19 protein-coding genes are annotated in these 23296 nt (G+C 71.8%); 10 read left to right on the forward strand and 9 right to left on the reverse strand.

All coding sequences use genetic code 11. The annotated features are described in order from the left end of the window. Positions 1-27 precede the first annotated feature (27 nt). The gene (locus tag LWP59_RS20435; protein ID WP_144637128.1) at positions 28-1395 is read left to right on the forward strand and encodes an MFS transporter; all 1368 of its coding nucleotides are present in this window, start codon (positions 28-30) and stop codon (positions 1393-1395) included. A 252-nt stretch (positions 1396-1647) separates the two neighbouring features. Here LWP59_RS20435 and LWP59_RS20440 read toward each other — a convergent pair whose 3' ends face one another. Next, the gene (locus LWP59_RS20440) at positions 1648-2028 is read right to left on the reverse strand and encodes a DUF5997 family protein (protein WP_144637130.1); all 381 of its coding nucleotides are present in this window, start codon (positions 2026-2028) and stop codon (positions 1648-1650) included. Between the two features lie 58 nt (positions 2029-2086). Between LWP59_RS20440 and LWP59_RS20445 the strand changes: the two genes are divergently transcribed. Then, positions 2087-2800: a LysR family substrate-binding domain-containing protein gene (locus LWP59_RS20445; RefSeq protein WP_144637132.1), complete on the forward strand. Its 714-nt coding sequence runs from the start codon at positions 2087-2089 to the stop codon at positions 2798-2800. 6 nt (positions 2801-2806) lie between these two features. Here LWP59_RS20445 and LWP59_RS20450 read toward each other — a convergent pair whose 3' ends face one another. Further along, a complete protein-coding gene (locus tag LWP59_RS20450) occupies positions 2807-4045 on the reverse strand; it encodes an ROK family protein (RefSeq protein WP_144637134.1) in 1239 nt (412 codons plus the stop codon). A 167-nt stretch (positions 4046-4212) separates the two neighbouring features. On the opposite strand from LWP59_RS20450, the gene LWP59_RS20455 reads away from it, so the two are divergent. The 4 genes from LWP59_RS20455 to LWP59_RS20470 all read left to right on the forward strand — a co-directional run bounded on the left by LWP59_RS20455 (position 4213) and on the right by LWP59_RS20470 (position 8882). Next, complete coding sequence (locus LWP59_RS20455; RefSeq protein ID WP_144637136.1) at positions 4213-5529, forward strand: ABC transporter substrate-binding protein; 1317 nt, start codon at positions 4213-4215, stop codon at positions 5527-5529. Between the two features lie 86 nt (positions 5530-5615). Continuing rightward, positions 5616-6602, forward strand: a complete 987-nt coding sequence (locus LWP59_RS20460; RefSeq protein ID WP_191334805.1) for a carbohydrate ABC transporter permease — start codon at positions 5616-5618, stop codon at positions 6600-6602. Next, positions 6595-7470, forward strand: coding sequence for a carbohydrate ABC transporter permease (locus tag LWP59_RS20465; RefSeq protein ID WP_144646099.1), 876 nt, complete (start codon positions 6595-6597; stop codon positions 7468-7470). Before LWP59_RS20460 ends, LWP59_RS20465 begins: the two co-directional genes overlap by 8 nt. Before the next feature lie 41 nt (positions 7471-7511). After that, entirely contained in the window at positions 7512-8882 is a 1371-nt protein-coding gene (locus tag LWP59_RS20470) for a GH1 family beta-glucosidase (protein WP_144646097.1), read from the forward strand. Here LWP59_RS20470 and LWP59_RS20475 read toward each other — a convergent pair. Next, on the reverse strand, positions 8870-10006 hold the full coding sequence (locus LWP59_RS20475; RefSeq protein WP_144646103.1) for a glycosyltransferase: 1137 nt from the start codon (positions 10004-10006) through the stop codon (positions 8870-8872). The genes LWP59_RS20470 and LWP59_RS20475 overlap by 13 nt on opposite strands. A gap of 121 nt (positions 10007-10127) precedes the next feature. On the opposite strand from LWP59_RS20475, the gene lexA reads away from it, so the two are divergent. Beyond that, on the forward strand, positions 10128-10781 hold the full coding sequence (lexA, locus tag LWP59_RS20480) for a transcriptional repressor LexA (RefSeq protein ID WP_144646095.1): 654 nt from the start codon (positions 10128-10130) through the stop codon (positions 10779-10781). Positions 10782-10784: 3 nt separating this feature from the next. Here the strand turns inward: lexA and LWP59_RS20485 are convergent, their stop codons facing one another. Then, positions 10785-11585, reverse strand: coding sequence for a substrate-binding domain-containing protein (locus LWP59_RS20485; RefSeq protein WP_229857492.1), 801 nt, complete (start codon positions 11583-11585; stop codon positions 10785-10787). A gap of 140 nt (positions 11586-11725) precedes the next feature. Here LWP59_RS20485 and LWP59_RS20490 point away from each other — a divergent pair, with 140 nt between their 5' ends. Further along, positions 11726-12667: an MFS transporter gene (locus tag LWP59_RS20490; protein ID WP_229857491.1), complete on the forward strand. Its 942-nt coding sequence runs from the start codon at positions 11726-11728 to the stop codon at positions 12665-12667. 25 nt (positions 12668-12692) lie between these two features. Here the strand turns inward: LWP59_RS20490 and LWP59_RS20495 are convergent, their stop codons facing one another. The 5 genes from LWP59_RS20495 to LWP59_RS20515 form a co-directional block, all read right to left on the reverse strand. Next, positions 12693-14051, reverse strand: a complete 1359-nt coding sequence (locus LWP59_RS20495; protein ID WP_144646089.1) for an NAD-dependent succinate-semialdehyde dehydrogenase — start codon at positions 14049-14051, stop codon at positions 12693-12695. A 668-nt stretch (positions 14052-14719) separates the two neighbouring features. Further along, on the reverse strand, positions 14720-15571 hold the full coding sequence (locus LWP59_RS20500; protein WP_229857490.1) for a S1 family peptidase: 852 nt from the start codon (positions 15569-15571) through the stop codon (positions 14720-14722). 146 nt (positions 15572-15717) lie between these two features. Further along, positions 15718-17106 carry a sugar porter family MFS transporter gene (locus LWP59_RS20505; RefSeq protein ID WP_144642727.1) on the reverse strand — a complete coding sequence of 463 codons (1389 nt, stop codon included), beginning with the start codon at positions 17104-17106 and terminating at the stop codon, positions 15718-15720. Between the two features lie 53 nt (positions 17107-17159). Then, positions 17160-19484 (reverse strand): polysaccharide lyase 8 family protein, encoded by a 2325-nt coding sequence (locus LWP59_RS20510; RefSeq protein ID WP_144642728.1) that lies wholly within the window; start codon positions 19482-19484, stop codon positions 17160-17162. A 31-nt stretch (positions 19485-19515) separates the two neighbouring features. Continuing rightward, on the reverse strand, positions 19516-20457 hold the full coding sequence (locus tag LWP59_RS20515) for a 5-dehydro-4-deoxyglucarate dehydratase (protein WP_144642729.1): 942 nt from the start codon (positions 20455-20457) through the stop codon (positions 19516-19518). A 160-nt stretch (positions 20458-20617) separates the two neighbouring features. Here LWP59_RS20515 and LWP59_RS20520 point away from each other — a divergent pair, with 160 nt between their 5' ends. Further along, entirely contained in the window at positions 20618-21781 is a 1164-nt protein-coding gene (locus tag LWP59_RS20520; RefSeq protein WP_144642730.1) for an L-talarate/galactarate dehydratase, read from the forward strand. A 96-nt stretch (positions 21782-21877) separates the two neighbouring features. Then, positions 21878-23296, forward strand: a complete 1419-nt coding sequence (locus LWP59_RS20525; RefSeq protein ID WP_144642731.1) for an amino acid permease — start codon at positions 21878-21880, stop codon at positions 23294-23296.

Consider the following 23296-nt stretch of genomic DNA (forward strand, 5'->3'; position numbering starts at 1 on the left):
CCCTCCCCTGCCGAAAACGAGGTTCCAGTGTCTCCGACGACGCAGTCACTCAGCCTGCCCGAGTTCATCGACGACAGGCGCACGAGCCTGTTCCAGTACGCCGCGATCGCCCTGTGCGGGCTCGTGATGTTCCTCGACGGCTTCGACACCCAGTCGATCAACTACCTCGCGCCGCACATCGCGAAGGAGTGGGGCCTGTCGAAGCAGTTGCTCGGCCCGATCTTCTCGGCCGCGCTGGTCGGCCTGATGGTCGGCTACCTCGTGCTCTCCCCGCTGTCGGACCGCTTCGGGCACAAGCGGCTGATCATCGCGGGCACCACGGTGTTCGGCGTGTGCACGCTGGTCTCGGTGTGGTCGGGCAACGTCAGCGAGCTGATGGTGCTGCGGTTCGTCACCGGCGTCGGGCTCGGCGCCGCCGCGCCGAGCGCGATCGCGCTCACCGCCGAATACAGCCCGAAGCGGTTTCGCGCCAGCTTCGTGCTCGCGATCTACTGCGGGTTCTCCCTCGGTTTCGTGGTCGCCGGGCTCGTCTCCGGCTGGCTCATCCCCTCGCACGGCTGGCGTTCGGTGTTCGTCGCCGGGGCCATCGCCCCGCTGGTCCTGGTGCCGCTGATGATCCGCTGGCTGCCGGAGTCGCTCGCGTTCCTGATCGGCAGGGGCGCCGCCCCGCTGCGGGCCTACCAGCTCTGCCGCCGCATCGACCGCGGCCTGCCCGCGGACGCGCGGCCGGAGTTCCACGTGCCGAGCGCGCCCGCCGGCAAGCGGGTGCGCATCCGTGTCCTGCTGACGCGGGAGTGGGTGCTGCGCACGCTGCTGCTGTGGCTGGTGTTCGCGATCAACCTCGGCGAGTTCTACGCCCTGCAGAGCTGGCTGCCCTCGATGCTCACCGATCTGCACTATTCAGCCTCGGCGGTCGTCAGCGCGACCACGATGACGACCGTCGGCGGGATCGCGATCGCCCTGCTCGTCGGCCCGGCCATGGACCGGCTCGGCGCGTTCGGCTCACTGGCCGTGCTCTACGTCGCGGGGTTCGTGTTCCTCGCGGCCACCGCCCCGGCCCTGCACGCGCCGGTGTGGGTGCTGCTGGTCGCGGCGTTCCTGGTGGGCTGCGGCGTCAGCGGCGGGCAGAAGAGCCTCATCGCGCTCGCCGCGGTGTTCTACCCCGCGGACGTCCGGTCGACGGGAGTGGGCTGGGCGCTGGGCATCGGCCGGGTCGGCGGCATCCTGGGCCCGCTCGTCGTCGGCGCGGCGCTGAGCGCGGGCTGGTCCGCGGGGACGGTCTTCTACGCGCTGGCCGTGCCGATGCTGGCATCGGCGCTCGTCGTGGTCTACCTGGGCCGCCGTGCCCGGCGGGAGGCGGGCGCCCTTCCCGAACCCGCCGAAGCCCGCAGCTAGACCTGGGAGAGAACGCCCTCGGCCGATGGGTTCCCGGCCGGTTCGGTCGCCCTTCAGGTCGCGTTCGGGCCCGGATCGGCTGGTTCGCCCGCGAGGTGGTGGCCGCCTTCCCGGACGCCGCCTGAGGCCGCGCCGCCGGAAAGCTGGTGGTGCTTGCCTCACGATCGCGGCCGGCAGCGCCACCGCGTCGAGCCGGTTCGCCGAACAAGACAGTGGGCGGTGGTGACCACGTCCAGTCCCGGGCCCGAGCAGTCAGGAGCGCGGGGCGTTCCTCTCCTTGGGGCGCACCGCTTCCTTGCGAACCTCCGCCTGGGTGGCCCGCTCCCGCTCCAGCCACTCGGGGCCTTCGGCCTTCAGCGCCTCGATCTGCTCCGTGGTCAGCGGGTCGGTGATGCCACCGCGGGCCAGGCCGCCGATGGAGATGCCCAGTTTCGCGGCGATGACCGGGCGGGGGTGCGGGCCGTTGCGGCGCAGCTCCCGCAGCCACTCGGGCGGGTCGGCCTGCAGCGCGTTCAGCTCGTCGCGCGAGACGACACCCTCCTGGAACTGCGCGGGGGTGGCTTCGAGGTACACACCCAGCTTCTTCGCCGCCGTCGCGGGCTTCATGGTCTGGGTGGTCTTGTGCGACGTCATGGGGCCAAGGGTATCGAGCGGATGCGTCACCACCGGCCACGCCCGGTAACCTGGCGCGGTGACAGACCCGGAGTTCAAGCTCGGCTACGTGCCGGGGGTGACGCCCGGCAAGTGGGTGCGGACGTGGCACGAGCGCCTGCCCGGGACCCCGCTGACCCTCCTCGGGGTGCCCGCCGCGGATGCGGCCGCCCTGGTGCGCGACGGTGCCGCCGACGCGGTGCTGCTACGGCTGCCGGTCGACCGGACGGGCCTGCACGCGATCCCGCTCTACACCGAGACGACCGTGGTCGTCGTCCCGAAGGACCACCTCGTCGCCGCGGCCGACGAGGTGTCCGCGGCGGACCTTGCCGACGACGTCGTGCTGCACCCCCTCGACGACACCCTCGACTGGGAGCACCCGCCGGGGCTGCCGGCGCTCGACCGCCCCGCCACGACGGGCGACGCCGTGGAGCTGGTGGCGGCGGGCGTGGGCCTGCTCGTCGTCCCGCAGTCGCTCGCCCGGCTGCACCACCGCCGGGACCTCACCTACCTGCCGGTCACCGACGCGCCGCAGTCGCGCGTCGCGCTGTCGTGGCCGGAGGAGGAGACGACCGACCTGATGGAGCAGTTCATCGGGATCGTCCGCGGGCGCACGGTGAACAGCACGCGCGGCCGCCCGGCGGCCGCGCCTCAGCCGAAGGCGAAGCCGAAGCGCCCCGAGGCCGCCACGAAGACCCGGCAGCGAGGCGCGCCCCAGCGCGGTAAACGAGGCAAGCCCCGCCGCCGCTCGTAGCGGCCGTCAGCCCGCGCCCGCCGGAGCCCGCCTCGACGTGGGTGACGAGGCGCCGCCGGAGGCCAGGAACGCGGCCACCGGCAGGGTCGCCGCGCCGCGCGCGACCGCGTCCGGGCCGAGGGCGCCCAGCTGGATCGACGTCTGCGAGAACGGCAGGCGCAGGGAGTGCTCGCGTGCGGCCTCGCGGATGCGGGGCAGCAGCGGCGCCATGGCGAGCCCCGCCCAGCCGCCGATGATCACCTGCTTCGGGTTGAGCAGGTTGACGAGGTTGGCGATGCCCACGCCGATGCGCAGCGCGGTCTCGTCCAGCACCCGCCGGGCGGCGTCGCCCGCCGCCGAGCTGTCGCCGGCCAGTTCGACGATCCGGCCGAGCGCGTTCTCCTCGCCCGGTGCCGCCAGGGCGGCCGCGCCGTCGGCCTCCAGGTAACGCGCGATCACGGCCTCCGCGCCGACGTAGGCCTCCAGGCAGCCCCGCGCGCCGCACCGGCACAGCCGCCCGCCGATCTCGACGTTGGTGTGGCCCCATTCGCCCGCGCTGGTGCTCGAACCGCGCAACAGCGCGCCGTCGGCGATGAGGCAGGCGCCGGCGCCGGACCCGATGAGCAGGAAGACGGCGCTGTCGGTGGTCCGGCCCGAGCCGAACCACATCTCGGCCTGCCCCATCGTCGCCGCGCCGTTGTCGACGAACAGCGGCAGCCCGGTGTGGGCGCGCAGCAGCTCCTCCAGCGGCACCCCGTCCCAGCCCACCGTCTGCCCGTGCACCACCGCGGACGGCTCCTGCCGGACGATGCCGGGCACGCCGATGCCGACCCCCAGGATCCGCCGGTCCGTGCCCGCGGTCAGCTCCGCGAGCCCGCCCGCGATCCCCGCGACCACCTGCCGCGGGTCGGGGCGCGCGCCGTCCACCGGGATGTCGGTCGCCGCCTGCTCGCGCAGGCCGAGGTCGAACCGTTCCACCCGGATGCGGGTCTCGCCGACGTCGATGCCGACCACCTGGAACCGGGCGTCGTCGACCCGGAGCAGGATCCGGGGCCGGCCGCCCTCGGACTCGACCGCGCCGGCCTCGACGACGACCCCGGCCTCGATCAGGTCGGCGGCCACGTTGCTGACCGAGGCGGAGCTCAGCCCGGTCGCCTGGATCAGGTCCTGGCGGCTGAGCGGACCGTGGAAGTACAGCTCGCGCAGCAGCCTGGCCCTGTTGGCCCGCCGCAGGTCGCGGACGTTCCTGCGCCCGGCGTCGGTCATCCGACCACCCTTCGTGCTCCCGCCGCCCGTCGCGGCCGTCCGATTCTCCCCCACGCCCACTGTTGACGCCCGACTTGCCTCACCTGTTAAATCACACCTCGAACTAACTCGTGAGAAAAGTCACGTCCCCGTCCCCATCAGGCTTTCCGACGTCGAAAGGCCCGGCCATGCGCACGTCCACGCGTGTCAGATCCGCCCTGCTCACCATGGTCGTCTCGGCCGCGCTGCTGACCGCGTGCGGCTCCGGCGGCCAGTCGGGCCCGGGCGGGCAGCCCACCATCACCTACTGGGCCAGCGACCAGGGCAGTTCGATCGCCGAGGACGTCAAGGTGCTCACCCCCGAGCTCGACGCGTTCACCAGGCAGACCGGGATCAAGGTGAACCTGGAGGTCATCGGCTGGAGCGACCTGCTCAACCGGATCCTCGCCGCGGCCACCTCCGGGCAGGGCCCGGACGTGGTCAACATCGGCAACACCTGGTCCACCTCGCTGCAGGCCACCGGCGCGTTCCTGCCCATCTCCGCCGACGTGCTGAACCAGATCGGCGGCACCGGGCGGTTCCTGCCCAACGCGATCGCCGCCACCGGTGCGCCGGGCAAGGACCCGGTCGGCGTCCCGCTGTACTCACTCGCGTACGCGCTCTACTACAACAAGGCGATGTTCGCCGCGGCCGGCATCCAGAACCCGCCGGCCACCTGGGAGGAGTTCGTCGCCGACGGCAAGCTGCTGACCCACGCCCAGCAGTGGGGCGTCAGCGTGGAGGGCGCGAGCACGTCGGAGAACGCCCACCACGCCTTCACCTTCAGCCAGCAGCAGGGCGGCGGCTTCTTCGACGCCTCGGGCAAGCCGACCTTCAACACCCCGCAGAACGTCGCCGCGATCAAGCAGTACGTGGACTTCGTGGCGGCGGACAAGATCGCGAACCCCAGCGACGCCGAGTACTCCAACGGCACCGAGGCCGTGCAGGACTTCGCCACCGGCAAGGCCGCGATGATGCTGTGGCAGACCGCCGACGCGCAGCTGGGCAACTACGGCATGGACCCCGCGCAGTACGGCGTCGTCCCGGTGCCGTTCCCGGCCTCGCCGCCGTCCGGCGCCAGGCACGTCGACTCGATCGTCGCCGGCATCAACATGGCCGTGTTCGCCGCCACCAGGAACCAGGACGCGGCGCTGCAGTTCGTGAAGTTCATGACCAGCAGGCAGACGCAGATCGACCTCAACAAGGCCTACAGCTCACTGCCCTCGGTCACCGACGCCTACTCCGACCCGGCCTTCCAGACCCCCACCGCCAAGACCTACCAGCAGATCCTCACCGACTCGGCCGCGCCCATGCCCGCGGTCACCGAGGAGAGCCAGTTCGAGACCGCGATGGGCACGGTGCTGAAGAACCTGTTCGCCGACGCCGCGAGCGGCAAGGCCGTCACCGAGCAGGCGGTGGCAACCCAGCTCGACCAGGCGCAGCAACAGCTGAACGCGGGCGGCTGACCGGCGGCTCCTGCCGTCCCCGCGTCGCGATCCGGTGCGGGGCGGCGGCGCTCGCCGGCCGGCACCACCTGGAAGGACCTCCTGCGATGACCGTCGCCGCGGAACCCACCCGCACGCACGCGGCCCACCCACCGCCCGCCCCCGCGCCGAAGCGCCACCCGTGGCAGCGGGTGGCGCGCCTGGGCCTGCCCTACCTGCTCCTGCTGCCCGCCGTGCTCTTCGAGCTGCTCGTGCACGTGGTGCCGATGCTGGTCGGCATCTTCATGAGCTTCAAGCAGCTGACCCAGTTCTTCATCCGCAACTGGAGCGCGGCCCCCTTCGCCGGGCTGGCCAACTACCGGTTCGCGCTCGACTTCGACGGCGTGGTGGGCCAGAAGCTGCTGCACTCCTTCGAGGTCACCTGCGGCTTCACGGTGCTGACCGTCGGCGTCTCCTGGCTGGTCGGCACCGGCGCGGCCGTGCTGATGCAGGACCCGTTCCGCGGCCGCGGCGTGCTGCGGACCTACTTCCTCGTGCCCTACGCGCTGCCCGCCTACACCGCGGCGATCACCTGGGAGTTCATGTTCCAGCGCGACAACGGGCTGATCAACCGGCTGCTGGTGGACGACCTGCACCTGTTCAAGGAGCCGCCGTTCTGGCTGCTCGGCCCGAACAGCTTCTGGGCCCTGGTGGTCACCGCGGTCTGGCGGACCTGGCCGTTCGCCTTCCTCGTCGTGACCGCGGGGCTGCAGAACATCCCGGGCGAGCTGTACGAGGCCGCCGCCCTCGACGGCGCCGGCGTGTGGCGGCGGCTGCGCTCGGTCACGCTGCCGCAGCTGCGCCCGGTCAACCAGGTGCTCGTCCTGGTGCTGTTCCTGTGGAACTTCAACGACTTCAACACCCCCTACGTGCTCTTCGGCAACGTGGCCCCGCCGCAGGCGAACCTGATCTCCCTGCAGATCTACGACACGTCCTTCCACAGCTGGAACTTCGGCTCCGGCTCGGCGATGTCGGTCCTGCTGCTGCTGTTCCTGCTGCTGCTCACCACGGCCTACCTGCTCGTCACCAACCGGAGAGGGAAGGCCGATGGCTGACCGGATCGCCGCACCGCCCCGCCGGTCCCCGATGGCGCCGCCGCCGTCGTTCCTGTGGACCCGCCGGATCGGGCTGACCCTGCTCGGCCTGCTCACGTTCGTCCCGCTCTACGTGCTCAGCAGCTCGCTGAAACCGCTGCGGGACGTGCAGGCGCCGTTCGAATGGATCCCGGCGCACCTGACGCTTCGGCCGTACGTGGACATGTGGAGCACCGTGCCCCTCGGGCACTACTTCCTCAACAGCCTCGTCGTGTGCAGCTGCTCCACCGCGGTGTCCGTGGTCGTGGCGATCCTCGCCGCCTACGCGGTCAGCCGCCACCAGTTCCCCGGCCGGAACCTGTTCAGCCTCACCGTGCTCTCGACGCAGATGTTCCCCGGCATCCTGTTCCTGCTGCCGCTGTTCCTCATCTACGTCAACATCGGCACCGCCACCGGCGTGCAGCTGTCCGGGTCCCGGCTGGGGCTGGTGATCACCTACCTGACCTTCACGCTGCCGTTCTCGATCTGGATGCTGGTCGGCTACTTCGACTCGATCCCGCGCGAGCTCGACGAGGCGGCGCGGGTGGACGGCAACGGGCCGATCGGCGCGCTGGTGCGGGTCATCCTGCCCGCCGCGGTGCCCGGCATCGTCACCGTCGCGGTCTACTCCTTCATGACCGCCTGGGGCGAAGTGCTCTTCGCGTCGGTGATGACGACCGACGCCACCCGCACCCTGGCCGTCGGGCTGCGCAACTACGCCTCGCAGAACGACGTGTACTGGAACCAGATCATGGCCGCCTCGCTGGTGATCAGCGTGCCGGTGGTGGCGGCTTTCCTGCTGCTGCAGCGGTACCTGGTCGCCGGGCTGACCGCAGGCTCGATCAAGTGAGGCCTGTTTCCCTTCCACCGCACCGAAACCCGAGGAGCCCCATGCCTTACCCCGACCTCACCGCCTTCGGCCCGGACTTCCGCTGGGGCGCGGCGACCGCCGCGTACCAGATCGAGGGAGCGGTCGCCGAGGACGGCCGGTCCCCGTCCATCTGGGACACGTTCTGCCAGGTGCCAGGGGCGATCGAGGGCGGCGACACCGGTGAGCGGGCGTGCGAGCACTACCACCGCTGGCCCGAGGACGTCGCGCTGATGCGCGCGCTGGGCCTGACCTCCTACCGCTTCTCCGTCGCCTGGCCCCGGGTCGTCCCCGGCGGCACCGGCGCGGTCAACCAGGCCGGCCTCGACTTCTACGACCGCCTCGTCGACGCCCTGCTCGAGGCCGACATCCGGCCGAACGCCACCCTGTACCACTGGGACCTGCCGCAGGTCCTGCAGGACCGGGGCGGCTGGCCCGCGCGGGAGACCGCGGCCGCGTTCGCCGACTACGCCGCCGTCGTCGCCGCCCGGCTCGGCGACCGGGTCGCCGACTGGGCCACCCTCAACGAACCGTTGTGCAGCGCGTGGATCGGCTACCTGGAAGGCCGGATGGCGCCCGGGCTCACCGACCTCGCCGCCGCCGTCCGCGCTTCCTTCCACCTGCACCTCGGGCACGGCCTGGCCGCGCAGGCGGTCCGCGCCGCCTCCCCCGGCGAGGTCCGGCTCGGGATCATCAACAACCTCAGCCCGTGCGAACCGGCGAGCCCTGACGAGGCCGACGAAGCCGCGGCGCGCCGCGCCGACGGCCACATCAACCGGTGGTGGCTCGACCCGGTCCTCGGCCGCGGCTACCCCGAGGACATGCGGGCGGTCTACGGCGTGGACCTGCCCGAGCGCGAGGGCGATCTCGCCACGATCGCGCAGCCGCTGGACTGGGTCGGCGTGAACTACTACTTCCGGCAGGTCGCCGCCGCCGACCCGGGGGGCGGCGCGCCGTTCTTCCGGCAGGTGCCGGTGCCCGGGCCGCGGACCGCGATGGGCTGGGAGGTGCACGCGGCCGGGCTCGAGAAGCTGTTGCTGCGCCTCACCCGCGAGTACGGGGTGCGCGAGCTGATGGTCACCGAGAGCGGCGCCGCCTACCACGACGAGGTCGGCCCGGACGGTCAGGTGCACGACGCCGAGCGCGGCGAGTACGTGTCCGAGCACCTCGCCGCCTGTGCCCGCGCCGCCGCGGCCGGCGCACCGCTGACCGGGTACTACGTCTGGTCGCTGCTGGACAACTTCGAATGGGCCTACGGCTACGACAAGCGCTTCGGCCTCGTCCACGTCGACTACGCCACCCAGGCGCGCACGATCAAGGACAGCGGCCACCGCTACGCGGACCTCATCCGGGCGCACCAGCTGGGCACCGTGCCCACCGGTCAGCCCGGGTAGCTGCGGCCCTTCCAGGTGGCGCCCCGCCCGCGCCAGTGCCGCACCGCGGAGTCCACCGTCATCAGCAGGTACAGCGTCGCGGTCACCGGCAGCAGTGCCGCCGCGGCCACCGGCTGCCGGTGGTGGCGCAGCATCGGGACGAAGGTGAGGGCCATGACGAGCCACGCGGCGGCGGCCGGGGCCCACACCAGCTCGTCGCGCAGGAGCGCGCCGGCCACGGTCAGCGCGGGCGGGGCGAGGAAGACCAGCGCCAGGCCAGCCACCGTGCCGGCGAGCAGCAGCGGCGAGTGCCGCAGCTGGGTGTAGGCGCTGCGGGAGATCATCTGCCACAGCGACCGCAGCGTCGGGTACGGGCGCAGGCTGCGCGCGTGCTCGGCCAGCCCGAGCCAGATCCGCCCGCCGCTGCGCTTGATCGCGGTGCCGAGCGCGACGTCGTCGATGATCGCACCGCGGATCGCCGCCACTCCCCCGGCGCGCTCCAGCGCGTCCCGGCGCACCAGGCAGCAGCCGCCGGCCGCGGCGGCCGTCCGCGCGCGCGGACGGTTGACCCGGCGGAACGGGTAGAGCATGGCGAAGAAGTACACGAACGCGGGCACGATCAGCCGTTCCCAGCCGGTCCGGGTCCGCAGCAACGCCATCTGGGACACCAGGTCGCGCTCCCCGGCGGCTTCGACCAGTGCCACCAGCGACTCCGGGTCGTGTGCGATGTCGGCGTCGGTGAGCAGGAGGTGGTCCACCTCGCCGGCCACCGTCACCCCGTGCGCGAGCGCCCACAGCTTGCCCGTCCAGCCCGGCGGGACCGGCGGCGGCGAGGTCACGGTCAGCGGCAGTCCCGGCTGCTCGCGCGCGAGCCGTTCCGCCACCGCCGCCGTGCCGTCGCCGCTGCCGTCGTCGACCAGGATCACCCGCGCCGCACCGGGATAGCGCTGGGCGAGCAGGCTGGGCAGGGTCGACGGCAGCACGTCCGCCTCGTCGCGGGCGGGGACGACGACGGCGACCGACGGCCACCGCGCCGGGGTCCGCCGTGGGGGCAGCCGTTGCCCGGTCCGCCAGAAACCGCCCTGGCACAGGGCCAGCCACACCCACGCCGCCAGCGCCACCCAGGCCACCACCCGTACGACCATCACGGGAGCACCCTGTCAGATCAGCTCTCCCGCGGCTGCCCGGCCGTCCGAAGTGGACGTCGACGAGGTCGTCGTGCGCCCGACGGCACAGCGCTGACCACGGTTGACTACGATTCCGCGGGTGCACGCCTACGACGATCTCGAGTACCTGGACACCTCGGCTCTGCCGCCGCGACAGCAGCGGATCCTGGTCGCGATCCGGGACTGGGTGGTGCGGTACGGCTACTCGCCGAGCACCCGCGAGATCGGCGACGCGGTCGGCCTGCGCTCGTCGTCCTCGGTGTCGAAGCACCTGGCGAGCCTGGAGGACAAGGGATTCCTCCGCCGCGGCAGCGCGGTGTCGCGGCCGATCGACGTGCGGATGTTCCTGCAGGAGCCCGGGCAGCGCGGGCCGGGCGAGGACTCGGTGAGCGTGCCCGTCGTCGGCCACATCGCCGCGGGCACCCCGATCTCGGCCGACGAGCACGTCGACGACGTGCTTACCCTCCCCCGCGGGCTCGCCGGCCGCGGCACCGTCTTCGGCCTGCGGGTGCGCGGTGACTCGATGATCGACGCCGCGATCTGCGACGGCGACATCGTCGTGGTGCGCCAGCAGCCCGAGGCCCACACGGGCCAGATCGTCGCCGCGATGATCGACGAGGAGGCGACGGTCAAGGTGTACAGCCGCCGAAGCGGGCACGTGTACCTCGAGCCGCGCAACCCCGCCTACGACGTCATCGACGGCGACAACGCGGTGGTCCTTGGCATCGTCGTCTCGGTGCTGCGCAGCGTCTGACCCTCACCGGTACCGGGCCGTGCTCCCCCGGGGAATGAGCGTCGGCGCGAACCGCCGCGTCACGGCGGGCAGGCCCGCCTCGATCTGCACCAGCTGCTCGACGGCGGCGTCCGCGATCTCGGCGAAGGGCACCCGGACGGTGGTCAGCGGCACCGGGAGCCGCGCGGCGAGCGGGATGTCGTTGTAGCCCACCACCGACAGGTCCCGCGGCACGCGCAGGCCGGCGCGCTGGACGGCCGACAGCAGCCCGACGGCGGTGTCGTCGTTGACCGCGAACACCGCCGTGGGGCGCGGCTCGGTGGCCAGCAGCAGCCCTCCGGCGTCCTCGCCGCTTTCCATGCTGAAGCTCGACGGGTAGATCAGCTCAGGGGCCACCGCCAGCCCGGCCTCCCGCAGCGCGTCCTCGTAGCCCGCGCGCCGCCCGAGCGCGCTGGACGCGTGGTCCGGCCCGGCGATCAGGCCGATCCGGCGGTGCCCGAGGTCGAGCAGGTGGCGGGTGGCGAGGTAGCCGCCGAGGCGGTCGTCGCCCACCGCGGCGACGCTCTCGCCGAACGTGCGGACCGCGAGCACGTGCGGCACCCCGCGGGCGAGCAGGTCCTGGCAGAAGCCGCCGTCGACCCGGGCGGTGGTCAGGATGAGCCCGTCCACCCGCCGCCCGAGCAGCATCGACCCGTTCTCGCGCTCCAGCTCCGGGTCGTCGTGCGACGTCGCGACCAGGGCGTGGTACCCGCGCCGGACGCAGGCGGCGGAGATCTCCTCGTACAGCATCGCCATCACGGTGTCGGTCAGCCGCGGCACCAGCACGCCGACGGTCCTGGTCTGCTGGCGCCGCAGGTTGGCCGCCGAGGGGTTCGGCTCGTACCCGATGCCCTCGGCGATCTCCCGGCGGGCTCGCGACGAACTACGAGACGTTCCTGCTCACCCGGCTGCTCGCGGGCGTGGGGATGGGCGGGCTGTTCGGCCTGTCCTTCTCCATGTTCACCGAGTGCTGGCGGACCAGCCGCCGCGGCACGATGGGCGGGCTGATCCAGTCGATGTACTTCCTCGGCGAGATCGTCACCGTCGGTGTGTTGTTCGCCTGCCTCACCTGGTTCGGGCACGACTTCGGCTGGCGCGTCGGCTACGTCGTCATCGGCGTTGTCAGTGTCCTCATCGGACTGGCGGCCTTCCGGGTCCTGCCCGAGTCCCGGCACTGGCTCGAGTACCAGCGGCAGCTCAAGGCCGGCACGCTGCCGCCGGAGCTGCGCCGCACCAGGGTTCCGGTGGTCGACGTGTTCCGGTCCAACGTGGTCTACGGCAGCGTGGTGTTCATGGCGTTGTCCACGGCGATGTTCCTGACCACGAACTCCGTCGGCGCCTACCTGTCGACCTACCTGCTCAAGACCCAGCACCTGCCGCTGGGCACCACGAGCCTGGTCGCGCTGGTCGGCTACGTGTGCACCATGATCGCCTACTCGGTCACCGGAGCCCTGTCCGATCTCGTCCGCCGCAAATTCGCGTTCCTCTACAGCTGCCTGTTCGGCGTGCTCGGGTTCGCCTGGTTCCTCGTCCAGGTCAGCACGCACACCGACCACGTCGGCCCGGCCTTCTGGAGCGACAGCACGTTCTGGGCGCTGATGATGTGCGCCGCGGCGTGTGGCGGGTTCGGCGTGCTGGGCGTGTGGATGTCGGAGTACTACCCGACGCGCATCCGGTCGACCGGAGCCAACAGCAGCTACTACGTCGGGCGGGGTCTGGGCGCGGGGGTGTACCCGCTGTTCGCCCTGGCCCTCGCCGGCACGGTGCCGATGGCGCTCGCCCTCGGCATCCTGGGACCTCTGGCGGGCATCGTGTTCTCCGCGATCGCCCCCGACCGGACGGGCCGCACGATCAAGGCCCTGGAATAGCGGTCCGGCACGTCCCGGTTGCGGCCTAGAGCCGGATGGACTTCTTGTTCATGAACTCCTCGATGCCCGCCGCCCCGAGCTCGCGGCCCATGCCGGAACGCTTGATGCCGCCGAAGGGCAGGTCGGCCTGCGAGCCGCCGGCGCGGTTGAGGTAGACCATGCCCGACTCGATCCGCCCGGCGACGCGCCGCATCCGCCCGGGGTCGGTGCCGAACACGCTGGCGCCCAGCCCGAACGGCGAGTCGTTGGCGATGGCGACGGCGTCGTCCTCGGTGCGGGCGCGGAAGACCAGCACGACGGGGCCGAAGATCTCCTCGTAGTAGGCGTCCATGTCCGGGGTCACGTCGGTGAGCACCGTGGCCTCGAGGTAGGCGCCGGGATGCACGCGCTCCCCGCCGGTGCGCAGCGTCGCGCCCTGGGCGACGGCCTTGCGCACCTGCCCGGCCACCTCGTCCGCCGCGGAGATCGACGCCAAGGGCGGCAAGGTGGTCGCCGGGTCGGCCGGGTCCCCGGGCACGTAGTGGTCGGCGACGCGCGCGGTCAGCTTCTCCACGTACTCCTCGTAGATGTCGTCCAGCACGATCATCCGCTTGGGCGCGTTGCACGACTGGCCGCAGTTGCGCATCCGGGCGGTCGCGGTGGCACGGACCGTCTCGTCCAGGTCGGCGGTGTCCAGCACGATCAGCGGGTCCGAGCCGCCGAGCTCCAGTACGCAGCGCTTGAGGTTGCGGCCCGCCTCGGCGGCCACCGAGACGCCGGCCTGCTCGCTACCGGTGAGGGACACGCCCTGGATGCGCGGGTCGGCGAGGATGCCGGGAACCTGTTTGCTGGAGGCGAAGGTGTTGACGTACACGTCCTCGGGCACGCCCGCCTCGCGCAGGATGTCCTCGATCGCGGCCGCGGAGCGGGGGCAGATGGAGGCATGCTTGAGCAGGATCGTGTTGCCCAGCACCAGGTTCGGCGCGACGAACCGGGCCACCTGGTAGCAGGGGAAGTTCCACGGCATCACGCCGAGCAGCGCGCCGATCGGTTCCTTGGCGATGACCGCGTGGCCGCCCTTGATCGTGAGCGGCTCGTCGGCGAGGAGGTCGGGGCCGTGGGTGCCGTAGTAGTCGAAGATGTCGGCGACGACGCCGATCTCGCCGCGGCCCTCGCTGACGCGCTTGCCCATCTCGAGGGTCATCACGGCGGTCAGCTCGGCGGACCGCTCGGCGAACAGCTCGCCCGCGCGGAGCACGATCTTCGCGCGGTCGGTCACGGGGACGTCCCGCCAGCCGGGGTACGCGCGACGCACGCGGCCGATGGCGTCTTCGACCTGCTCGGCCGTCGCGTTCGGGATCTCCTCGACCAGCTCGCCGGTGGCCGGGTTGGTGACTGAGTACATGAGGACGCGAGCCTCCATCGCTTCAGGACAGCACCTCGAACATGAGGAGGTTAGCATACTGTATACGGAATGCGGTGGCGTTGAGGTGGGGCGGCGGTGGGGGCGGCGGTGGGGGTGGGGGTGGGGGTGGAGTGGCGGGGTGGCTCGCGGGTGCGGGAGTGGGCGGCGGCTCGTCCCGGGGGTGGTCCCGGGGGATGCCGGAATGGGGTGGCGGGGGTGGCTCGCCGGGGATGGTGCGAGAGATGCCGGATTGGCGTGGCGGGGGCTCGCGGTGGTGGGAGTGGCGGGGGGCGGCTCGCGGGAGCCGGGGTGGGCGCGGGGCGGCTCGCCGGGGGGTCCCGAGGGGATGCCGGCGCGTCTCGCCGGGCTGCCGGGGTCTCCCCAGGGCCGCACCGGTGAGCCACAACCTGCCCGCTCGCGCGGCGCGAGCGGGCTACTCCCGGCACGAGTGACCCACCGGCGCGGCGCGACTCGCCCAACCGCGCGGGCATGAGTTGACCACCCGTACGGGCCCGAGCCAGCCGCCCGCGCGCCACGACCCGCCCACCGGCGCCTACACGACTTGCCCACTCGCGTGGCACGACCCGCCCAATGACGAGTGCACGAGGTGCCCACTCGCGCGCCACGACCCGCCCACCGGTGCCCCCGGTGACCCACCCCCGAGACGCCTAACTCCCCAGCTGCTGCTGTATCCACCCGACCACGACGTCCACCCGCGCGAGGATCTCGGTGCCAGGCTGCGGGCACTCCGGCCCCGAGTCCTCGATCGCCACCAGCTCGCCGGTCACGTCGTCCGCCGAGACGAAGTACGGCGCGCCCGAGTCGTCGTGGCAGGGGCTGTTCTCCACGGTCCGCGGCACGAGCGGGTCGGCCTCCAGCGTGCTCGCCTTGATCTTCGACACCTCGAACTGACCCCGCTTGAGGTGGTCCGACGGCACGACGACCGTCGCCGACGTCGAACCCCACCCCGCGAACTGCAGGTGCTGCCCCGCCGTCGGCGGGCGCCCGGGCAGGGTCAGCGGCACGATGCCGGTGACCGGCGTGCTCAGCTTCGCCACCGCGAGGTCGTTCACCGGCGACTGCCGGACGTCCACCACGTCCGCCGTCCGGCCGTCGGGGTCGCCGTCCCTGGTCTTGCCCACCGTCACGGTCATCCGGTACTGCGGCCTGCCCCCGACCCGGGCGCCATCGATGTCATGGAAACAGTGCCCCGCCGTGACGATCCAGTCCGGGTCGATCAGCGCCCCGCTGCACCCGCCGTCGCGTACCCCGCCGCCCGCGACCGGGATGTCGTGCGAGGTCAGCTTCGCGTTGAACGGCAGCACAGGCAGCACGGCCGGCGCTGTCGCCGCCGGACCACCCGAAGCAGGCCCGGCGGCGACAGCGGTCCGGACTGGCTGGTCCGCCGCATTGCCCTGCTCCGACACGGCGTAGGTGTACGCGCCACCGGCTCCCGCCATGACGGCCACGGCCAGCGTGCAGTGCCAGGTGAACCGGCCGCCCCTCGAACTCCTCGTCACTCCTTCTACGACGGCCAGGACCACCCGAACGGTTCACGTCCTGTGATCTCCGCGACGGCCAGACCACACATATGGCACGTTCACCCCGCGCGCGCTGGCCGTTCAGGCCCTGGGTGGCGGCCGGGCGCCGCCACCCAGGGCCGGCCTCAGACCTTCGCGCGCAGCGGGGTGCGGGCCCGCAGGTCGAGCTCGATCTGCTCCAGGCTCCGCCCCTTGGTCTCCGGCACCAGCCACTTCGTCAGCACGAACAGCACCACGTTGACCCCGGCGAAGACGAACATCGACCCACCGATGCCCAGCGCCTTCGGGTCGGACATGAGCGGAAACACCGCGCTGACGATGCCGGTCGCCGCCCACAGCACGACGCTCGCGACGCCCATGCCGGCCGCGCGCTCGCGCAGCGGGAACACCTCGGACATCATCACCCACACGACCGCGCCCCAGCCCAGCTCGTAGCCGACCAGGTACAGCACCATCATCACCAGCATGAGCACGCCGAGCGTGCCGGTGTCGTGCACGTTCAGCACGACCAGGCCGGCCCCGACCAGCGTCAGCACCATGATCACGTTGCCGATCAGCAGCAGCGGCTTGCGGCCCCACCGGTCGACGACGAACACGACCCACGCGGTGAACAGGAACTTCGTGATCCCGAGCAGCACGCCGGACAGCAGCGCCGCCTGGGTGGCGAAGCCGAGGCCGATCAGCATGGTCGGGAAGTAGGCGTTGACGGCGTTGACGCCGCTGAACTGCTGGCCGACGGCGAGCAGCAGGGCGACGATCAGCATCGGCCGCACCCACGGCGCCCACAGGTCGCGGATGCGCCCCTTCTGCTCGGTGTCGAGCCGGATCACCTCACGGATCCGGCCGAGCTCGTTGTCGACGTCATCCTCCCCGCCGTGCGAGCTGACCAGGACCGACCGCGCCTCGTCCGCGCGGCCGTTCTTCAGCAGCCACCGCGGCGTCTCCGGCAGCAGGATCAGGCCGAAGAACAGGATCACCGCGGGCACGATCGCACCGGCGAACATGAGCCGCCAGTTCGACGAGGACCCCAGGCCGTAGCTCACCAGGAACGCGATGAGGATGCCGAGCACGATGAAGATCTGGTTCAGCGCCCCCATCGCGCCACGCAGCCGCGCCGGGGCCAGCTCCGAGAGGTAGGTCGGCACCGTGGACGAGGAGAACCCGATGCCCACGCCGATGACCAGCCGGGAGACCACCAGCAGCGTGAACGACGGCGCGAAGGTCGCCGCCAGCGTGCCGATCACGACGATCACCGCGGCGACCATGATCGTGCGCCGCCGGCCCATCCATTCGTTCATCCGGGGCGAGAAGATCGCGCCGACCACCGCGCCGACCGAGATGCTGGCGGTGATCACCCCCTTGTCCCAGCTGGACAGCGACCACAGCTTGCCGATGAACGGCAGCACCCCGGAGATCACCCCGAGGTCGTAGCCGAACAGGATGCCGCCGAGCGCTCCGAAGAAGTACAACGTCGTCCTGCTGATGTTCCGCCGTGGCGGCGCTGTCCGCGTCATTGCCGATTCGCCTCTCTTCTTGCCGTACCGATGGGGTCACAGGGGGTTGGGGATCACGACCGGCCGAGCCGGACGGTTCTGGTCGCGCCGAAGGCGCCGGACACCGGCACGCTCACGGCCTGGCCGCGGGCGGTGACGCGAACGGTGTCCTGCAGCTGGGTCGGGTCGGTCACCGCGAGCTGCCAGGCGCCGCCGACCCGACCGAGGGCGACCGACGCCGGACCGGAGACACGCACCCCGCCGAGAGCGCCCGCCGCGAAGAAGTTGGCCAGCAGCGTGCCGTCCGACAGCTGGATCGCCTGCACCGCAGGGGTGTTCGCGAGCACCCGCCACGCGAGCACCGCGGCCGCGGTCTCGACCACGGACGCCGTCGGCAGCACCGCGTAGGCGTAGCTCGCGCCGGACGGGCGGACGCCGTGGTCGAGGATCAGCTTCTGGTAGCGCCGGGTGCAGGGCACGGTGGTGCCCTTGGTGTTCGCGCCGGTGTCGACGTCGCGCCACGCGCCGGTCCGGTCCTCCCGCAGCGCCGTCACCCGGGCGCCGTCGAGCACCAGGTAGCCGCCGACGTCCTGCAGATGCAGCCAGCGCGACCGGAGGGTGCCGCTGGGCCCGGCACGCCGGCCGTCCGCCAGCAGTACCGGGTCTCCGCGCTCGCCGAGGTTGCGGTTCTCGATCGTCGTGCGCACCCGTTCGCCCGAGTCGTCGGTGATCCCCGCGCCCAGGCAGACGATCCCGGCAGGCGTGCAGAACCACGACTTCTTCGCGGTGAGGGTGCCGTCGGCGGAGACGAAGTCGAGCGCGTACGCGCCGTGCCCGTCGTCGTGGCGGACGCCGCCGGTGTGCGCCCTCGTCGTCAGCGGGGTCGCCGCGAGCGGGCCGGGATCGCCGGACTTCGCCGTGGTTCCCGGTAGCAGCAACGGATCCACGGTCGGCCAGTAGGCGTCTGAGTAGTGCCCGCGCGCGTTCGCCAGGAAGGTGTAGAGCACGCCGTCGCCGGTGTACCAGCCGTGCAGGTTCATGGAGTTGATGGACTCGTACCGCGCGATCCGCGTCGAGCCCACGCCGAGCGAGGCGGACCAGTCGCGGGTGACGTGCACCATCCGGTCCTGCTGACCGAAGATCCGATGGGTGGCCACGGTGGGCGCCGGGCGGACACCGGTGGCCAGCAGCTCCTGGGCCAGCTCGATACCGGGAACGGCGACCAGGTCGGGCCCCGGTGCGAACCGCTCCGGGTCGGGGATCTGCAGGAACGGCGCGTAGGTTCCCTCGCCGATCCACTTCGCGACCAGCCCGCCGAGAACGGTCTTCGCGGGCTCCGGCGCCGTCTGCGCCAGCACCGCGGCCGCGACCGTGAGCTGGTGGCCGATGTCGTGCCCCGTCTCGCCCTGGCGCGACAGCATCCGCCCGCGCACCGGCTCCATCAGCGCGCCGCCGACGACGAACGGCGCGAACGTGTCGGAGACCAGCGCGCACACCTGGTCCTTGACGTCGGCGGGAAGGGCGAACGAGGTGCCTTCGGTGACGTGGACGGCACCCGCGAGGGCGGTGAGCAGCACGATGCCGTAGTGGCCCGGGTACGGGACCGTCTCGTGCTGGATGAACGAGCCGTCGGTGTGGAAGCCGTCCCCGGCGGCGCGGTCCAGCTTGGCCAGGACGCTGTCCGCTCCCCCGCCCGCGACGTCGGTGATCGCGTCGATGCCGGTGCGGATCCACCCGGTGTCGCCCGTCAGCGCGCCGGACACGATGGAGATCAGCGCCTTGTCGGCCCGGTTCGCACCGGTCTCCACAGTGGACGGACTGTTGGCGCGGCGGTTGGGGTCGCCGACGAACCGCGCGACCGGGCGCACGTAGCGGGCGAGGTCCGCGGCATCGAGCTCACCGGCGACCGTGACCAGGGTGTGCAGCAGGTAGTACGGGACGCCGATCTCGTAGGTGTACCAGTTGCCCAGCTCGGCGACGTTCTCGTTGTACTGGACGGTGTAGAGCAGGTCCAGCGCCTTCTTGACCCGGTCGAGCACACCGGCGTCACCGGCCAGGGTGCCGCCCGGAGTGCCCCAGTCGACGGCGATCGCGCGCAGCCTGCCGTACATCGAGGTGGTGTAGTCGCTACCCGGCCCGAACGGCAGGTCTGTCCACAATGGTCCACCGGCGGTGACCGACATGCTGTCGTGGTAGGACTTCGCGACCCGGCCGAGGTTCGCCAGCGCCGCGGTGCGTTCCGGTGACGCCCGGTCGGTGCCCGTCTGCAGCTCGCGGTAGGCGGCGACGACGGCCGCCGTCGGCGCGGGTGCGGCGGCGAACGCCGGGCGGGTGCCCACCGCGCCCAGCACCACCGGCGCGAGCGCACCGGCTCGCAGGACCGTTCTCCGGCTGATCATGACAAGGCCTCCACGTCGAGACTCGTCGGGTCTATGCGGACTCGATGCCCTTCAGCACGGCGAAACCGTGGTCGACGATCTTCTCCAGCCGGTCGAGCTGGGCGGGCGAGGGCTCGGCCAGCGGCGGCCGCACCGAGCCCGCCTTGACGCCGCGCAGCCGGGCCGCGGCCTTCACCAGTGACACCGCGAAGCCCGGCCCTTCGTCGCGCAGCGCCACGAACGGCAGGTAGAAGCCTTGCAGCAGCGCGTCCATCACGGCGGCGTCCCCCTCGGCGAGGGCGCGATGGAAGCGGTGCGCGATCTCCGGCGCGAAGCAGTGCACGGCGGAGGAGTACCGCGCCACGCCGATCGCCGAGTACGCCTTCGCCGACATCTCGGCCGTCGGCAGCCCGTTGAAGAACAGGAAGCTCCCGGACCGCTCGGTGCCGGCAGCGCGGATCTCGGTGACGATGCGGGTCATCAGGTCGACGTCGCCGTAACCGTCCTTGAGCCCGGCCACCGAGGGGATGTCCAGCAACGAACGCGCGGCGGCGGGGGTGAACACACCCGGCGAGCGGTGGTAGACGATCACCGGGACCGAGGTGCCCCCGATGGCGAACCGCACGTGGTCGAGCAGTCCGCTCTGCGGCCCGGTCACCAGGTACGGCGGCAGCAGCAGGACGCCGTCGGCACCGCCCTCCTCGGCGGCGGCGACACCCGCCCTGGCCGTGGCGGCACCACCGCCGGCGCCGACCCAGACCGGGACCCGGCCGTGGGCCACGTCCCGCGCGGTGCGCAGGAGCGCCGCCAGCTCCTCAGGCGCCAGCGAGCTGAATTCGCCGGTGCCGCAACCGACGAACAGCGCACCCGCCCCGGCGGCGAGGTGGCTCTCGACGTTCTCCGCGAAGACGTCGAGGTTCACCGACAGGTCCTCGGTGAACGGGGTGAGGGGAAACGCGAGCAGACCGTCGAGCTCGACCCTGGACCGCACCATCAAGAATGTCCGCCTCTCGCCAGTTCCGATTGTTCACATATCTGAACATTCATCTCTTGCTTGGACCAGTTCAGAGATGCGAACATGTTTCGGAACGCTAGTATGACGGCGGTCACAAGTCAATGTCCGCTCCGCGCACCGTCCCCACCGAGGAGAAGCGATGACCTCGACCCAGCCCCAGCCCTCCGCGCCGGCGCCGCTCGCGGCGACGCCGGACCGGATCAGCGGACTGTCGCTGGCGCTGGTGTACCTGCCGCTCGCCAGTCCGATCAGCGACGCGAAGGTGCTGACGGGGCGGCAGAAGCCGCTCACCCAGGTCGCCGTGCTGTTCGCGCGGATCCGGACCGAAGGCGGTCACGAGGGGCTGGGCTTCAGCTACGCCAAACGCGCGGGCGGGCCTGGTCTGTACGCGCACGCGCACGAGATCGCGCCCGAACTGGTCGGCGAGGACCCCAGCGACATCGGGAGGCTGTGGGACAAGCTGGTCTGGGCCGGGGCCTCGGTCGGGCGCAGCGGCCTGGCGACCCAGGCCATCGCCGCGTTCGACGTCGCGCTGTGGGATCTCAAAGCCCGCCGCGCCGGGCTGCCGCTGGCGAAGCTCCTCGGCGCGCACCGCGACGCGGTCAGCTGCTACAACACTTCCGGCGGTTTCCTGTCCACGCCACTGGAGTCCGTGCTGTCCAATGTGGACGCCGCGCGGGAACGCGGGATTGGCGGCATCAAGATCAAGGTGGGACAGCCCGACGCGCACGCCGACCTGGAGCGGGTCGCGGCCGTGCGCGAGCACCTCGGCGACGGGTTTCCGCTGATGGTCGACGCGAACCAGCAGTGGGACCGGCCCGCCGCGCTGCGGATCGGCCGCAAGCTGGAGCGGTTCGACCTGACCTGGATCGAGGAGCCGCTGGACGCCTACGACGCCGAAGGCCACGCCGCCCTCGCCGCCACGCTCGACACCCCGATCGCGACCGGCGAGATGCTGACCAGCGCGGCCGAGCACTGGAACCTCATCCGCCAGGGCGCCTCGGACTTCGTCCAGCCCGACGCACCGCGGGTCGGCGGCATCACGCCGTTCCTGCGCATCATGGCGCTGGCCGACCACAGTGGACTCTCGCTCGCGCCGCACTTCGCGATGGAGCTGCACCTGCACCTCGCCGCCGCGTACCCGCGCACGACGTGGGTCGAGCATTTCGAGTGGCTGGAGCCGCTGTTCAACGAACGCCTCGAACTGCGCGACGGGCGCATGCTCGTGCCCGCCCGGCCCGGCCTCGGCCTTTCGCTCAGCGAGCAGACCGCCGCGTGGACCGCCGAGGAGGCCACCTTCTGAGCCGGCCGCCGGTCACGGTGGCGCTCGGACGGCCCGCGGAGACCGGTCATCTGCTAGCTTTCCGCGGGAACCGGACGAAACGATCGGGAGTGGCCCATGGCCGGCAACGGTGTCTTCCGCCGCAAGCCCATCGAGGCGATCGAGACCGTAGACACCGGTGGGCTGCAGCGGACCCTCGGGCTCTGGCAGCTGACCGCCATCGGGATCGGCGGCATCATCGGCGCCGGCATCTTCTCGCTCGCCGGGGCGGTGGCGAACGAGACCGCGGGCCCCGCGGTGCTGATCTCGTTCCTCATCGCCGGGATCGCCAGCGCCGCCGCCGCGTTCTCCTACGCGGAGTTCGCCGGGCTCATCCCCCGCGCCGGGTCGGCCTACACCTACGGCTACGCGGTGCTGGGCGAGCTGGTCGGCTGGTTCATCGGCTGGGACCTGCTGCTGGAGTACACCGCGATCGTCGCCGTGGTCGCGATCGGCATCTCCGGCTACTTCAACGACCTGCTGAGCTTCTTCCACGTCGAGCTGCCGCTGTGGATGTCCGGAGCGCCCGGCACCGAGCCCGACGGGGTCGCCGCGGGCTCGTACAAGGTGAACCTGTTCGCCGTCGTGCTGTGCCTGCTGATCGCGTTCGTGCTGAACCTCGGCATGCGCTCAGCGGCCCGGTTCGAGACCCTGCTGGTGTACCTGAAGATCGCCCTCGTGGTCGTGGTCATCGTGGTCGGCGCCTTCCACGTCGACGCCGGCAACTGGTCGCCGTTCCTCCCGTTCGGCATCAGCGGCGCCTTCACCGGCGCGGCGACGGTCTTCTTCGCCGTGTTCGGCTACGACGCGATGTCCACCGCGGCCGAGGAGTCCCGCGACTCGCAGAAGCACATGCCCAAGGCGATCCTGTACTCGCTGGGCATCTCGATGGTGCTCTACGTGCTGGCCTGCCTCGTGCTCACCGGCATGGTCGACTACCACGACATCGACCCGGAAAGCGCCTTCTCGAGCGCCTTCGCCTCCGTCGGGCTGCGCGTGCTCGGCGCCGTGATCGCGGTCGGGGCGATCCTCGGCATCCTCACCGTGCTGTTCACGTTCCTGCTCGGCGCGACCCGGGTGGGCTACTCGATGAGCCGGGACGGCCTGCTGCCGAGGTGGTTCTCCGGCACCCACCCCACCCGCCGGGTGCCGGTCCGGATGACCTGGGTGCTCGGTGTCGCCGCCGCGGTGATCGCGGGCCTGCTGCCGATCGGCGAGGCCGCGGAGCTGACCAACATCGGCATCCTGCTCGCGTTCGTCGTCGTGTGCGTGGCGGTGATCGTGCTGCGCTACCGCCGTCCCGAGCTGCCCCGCACGTTCCGCACCCCGGGCATGCCGGTGGTCCCCGCGATCGGCGTGGTGTTCTCCATCTGGCTGATCACGTTCCTCAAGCCCGAGACCTGGCTGCGCTTCGCGATCTGGTTCGTCATCGGGCTGGGCGTCTACTTCGGGTACTCCCGCCGCCACTCGCGGCTCGCCACGGCGAACGAGGAGTGA

Origin of the sequence: Amycolatopsis acidiphila (assembly GCF_021391495.1) — a bacterium.
GTDB lineage: Bacteria > Actinomycetota > Actinomycetes > Mycobacteriales > Pseudonocardiaceae > Amycolatopsis_E > Amycolatopsis_E acidiphila.